Annotated in this window: 3 protein-coding genes and 2 pseudogenes; 4 read left to right on the top strand and 1 reads right to left on the bottom strand. The window is 61.5% G+C overall.

Annotated features, from left to right (window positions below):
- Nucleotides 1-206 (top strand): annotated as a pseudogene (locus E5W87_RS34865) (IS110 family transposase); the annotation flags it as partial.
- A 329-nt stretch (nt 207-535) separates the two neighbouring features.
- Nucleotides 536-1228: a gamma-glutamylcyclotransferase gene (locus E5W87_RS34860; protein WP_292408343.1), complete on the top strand. Its 693-nt coding sequence runs from the start codon at nt 536-538 to the stop codon at nt 1226-1228.
- A gap of 96 nt (nt 1229-1324) precedes the next feature.
- Here the strand turns inward: E5W87_RS34860 and E5W87_RS36240 are convergent, their stop codons facing one another.
- Complete coding sequence (locus tag E5W87_RS36240) at nt 1325-1474, bottom strand: sulfotransferase (protein WP_367118913.1); 150 nt, start codon at nt 1472-1474, stop codon at nt 1325-1327.
- Nucleotides 1475-1942: 468 nt separating this feature from the next.
- Here E5W87_RS36240 and E5W87_RS34855 point away from each other — a divergent pair.
- Nucleotides 1943-2347 (top strand): annotated as a pseudogene (locus tag E5W87_RS34855) (site-specific DNA-methyltransferase); the annotation flags it as partial.
- Nucleotides 2348-2589: 242 nt separating this feature from the next.
- A partial coding sequence (locus E5W87_RS34850; RefSeq protein ID WP_292408340.1) for a hypothetical protein occupies nt 2590-2910 on the top strand: 321 nt, incomplete at its 3' end.

Raw genomic sequence — 2910 nt, 5'->3', positions numbered from 1 at the left:
GGCGCCTATTAATCGTCGGGGCGATGGCGGTTGTCCGATGGGCGGCTCGGAAGGGCCAGCCTGAAGGATCGTGGCTGGCGCGCATGCTGGCGCGTAAACCGCCTATGCTGGTTGCCATCGCACTGGCCAACAAGATGGCGCGGTCGGCATGGGCCATGCTGACGAAGAGGGAGAACTACCGGGATCCGGCGGCGGCATCAGCTTGATCGACGATCGAGCCGCCGGTCCGTCGGGGATGTGAGGAGAGCAACGAACAGTAAGGGCAAATGATCGACAAGATCGGGACCAGGAAAAGCATTCAAGTGTACGGAGCCACGAGCTCGCAAATCTGATCCGCACCTGATCCGCGCATCTCCATACCGGCCCCGCGGCATGTGAAGCGCCGCAACAGCGAGGCCTGACACATGACCGCACCGATCACATGCCCTCGACGTTTGAAAATCCCCTTGCATCAACGGGGGCATCCACACATGACACTTGATGCCTTGGTCGTCTGCTGCGAGTGTAGCGAGCGATGGTCCCGAAACCAAGTCGAATGCGGCTAACGCCCGAGCTGATCGCCAGAGTCCTCAGTGCGGACGATTGTCTGCCACAGCCCTTCACCGCGCCGTCCGACGCCGACCATGATGACACCGTCCGGGCGATACTAGCCGCCGCACCGTCAGCTGATGAGGTCTGGCTCTTTGCCTATGGATCTCTGATGTGGAACCCGGCCTGTGATTTCGTGGAGCAGCGGGTAGGCTTCGTGCCCGGGTGGCACCGCTCCTTCTGCCTCGGTTGGGACCGGTGGTTTCGTGGATCGGACAGCAAACCCGGTCTCATGTTGTCGCTCGACCGTGGCGGGCAGTGCAAGGGCGCGGTCTATCGCCTGCCGCCGGATGCTATCGAGGCCAATCTCGGCAGGCTCTTTCGTCGTGAGATGCGCGCCAAGCCGTCCGCTCATTCGCCGCGCTGGGTGAATGTTCGCACCGAGAACGGACCGCTCCAAGCGATCACCTTTGTTATTAACCGGAACAGCGGACGCTGTGTCCGCGGGCTGTCGCTGGAACAGATCGCCGACGCGCTCGCGGTCGCGTGCGGTCCGTGGGGTTCCATGGCCGACTATCTTCACAGCACTGTGAGTCACCTTGAAGGTATGGGGATTCACGACAGCCAATTGTGGTGTTTGCAGGAGCTGGTAGCCGAACGCATCGAAGCGTCGACGGCCGAAGATCTTCCCGCGAAATGAGCCAACGGGACTCAACCCTCAGACCATGACCACTAGTGGTGAAAACCTGACGCTGGTACCCGGCGCAGAAGGCGGCTCCCGGTGGCAACCGGTCGTTCAGCGCCCCATGCGAGCACGAAATTCGGCAGTCGAATTGGTTCGGGGAAACGGTTCCGAAGGCAATTGTACACCGAGAAAGGCACAAAGCGGCCCCGCCCTTCGGAGACCTGATAAGTAAGAAGGCGCTCGGGCGGCAGCGTTGCTCAACTGGCCGGGTTAGAAAGCCCGCCAGTTGAAAACGATGGCTCTGTGCAAGACGGCGACGATGCAAAGGACTGAGGGTCGTCAACCGCCTCACCACATTCCGTGATCGCGGACTTACCCAAATCGCCAAGTTCGGTACTTTCCAACGGCGGACCCCAATCCGCCCGGCCGGCGCCCTACAGGCAAATCTACCCCAACGCCCCCCCAAGCGGCGCCGGCCACTTTCAGCCCCTTCGTTCGAAAGTTTCCTTCCAGTCGCGATTGCGCGCCCGCTGCTGGCCTTCGTAGTCAGGAATGCATGTGAAAAACACCTGCCGGCGGTCACGGCCAGCAGCCTTGCAATTTGAGCAAACAAACAGCCCGACCAGATCGTCATGCATCGAGCCGTGGTCAAGGCCGAGACTGTCGATCAGCGCCTGGATGTCGAGCTTCGTCGATTTGCAGCACATCGGATGCCCGCTGGTCATCGGCCGCGGGGACTATCACTGGCAGCACGAGCCGGCCTGGTATGCCGTCAGGAAGGGCAAGAAAGGCCACTGGGCGGGTGATCGCAAGCAAACCACCGTCTGGGCCATTCCTCATCGAAAGTCGGACACTGGCCACGGCACGCAAAAGCCCGTCGAATGAATGCGTCGACCCATCGAGAACAACTCCTCGCCCGGGCAGGCAGTCTATGAGCCGTTCTGCGGCTCCGGCACCACGATCATCGCAGCCGAGATGACCGGCCGCTTCTGTCATGCGATCGAACTGAACGCAGCCTATGTCGATGTCGCAGTGCTGCGCTGGCAGGCGTTTACAGGCAGCATGGCGATCCTGGAGGCCGACGGCCAGAGCTTTGCCGACGTAAAGCTTGAGCGGATCGGAACCAGGCCATGACCACCAAGACAGCCATCCTCCAGACGATACGCCACAAATGTCTGGACTGCTGCGTCTATCAACCCGCCGAGGTTCGGGAGTGTCCGTCAGCACGTGCGGTTTGTGGCTGTTCAGGTTCGGGATGGACCCCGACCCCAGCCGGACCCGCGGCTTCGCCAAATCCCCCGTGTACACGGACCCTTCGGGGCAAGACATGCCTATCTCGAAGGCGAGGCAGCACATCGGAAACGGAGAGAGCTGAGATGGGCCGCCCCAGCCATCAGCCGGATGCTTTTCATCGCCGTCAGGTAGAGGCGCTGGCAGGCTATGGTGTTCCGGAGGCGGACATTGCCGGCATGGTCGGTATCGATGCGAAGACGCTGCGCAAACACTATAAACACGAACTGGCTTTTGGCCACACCAAAGCCAATGCCAAGGTGGCGGAGAACCTCTTCCGCAAGGCAACGGGCGAAGGTCGTGAAGCGGTCATCGCCGCGATCTTCTGGCTCAAGGCACGCGGCCGCTGGAAGGAGACCTCGGTCAACGAGCACTCAGGCCTGGACGGCAAGCCGATCGAGCAGGTG

This window comes from Mesorhizobium sp., from assembly GCF_004962925.1.
Classification (GTDB): domain Bacteria; phylum Pseudomonadota; class Alphaproteobacteria; order Rhizobiales; family Rhizobiaceae; genus Mesorhizobium.
This window is presented reverse-complemented; position numbering and strand designations above follow the sequence as displayed.

What these genes read in the sequence shown, in the direction of transcription:
- E5W87_RS34860 (WP_292408343.1), top strand. Translation starts at nt 536, where the DNA reads ATGCGGCTAACGCCCGAGCTGATCGCCAGAGTCCTCAGTGCGGACGAT.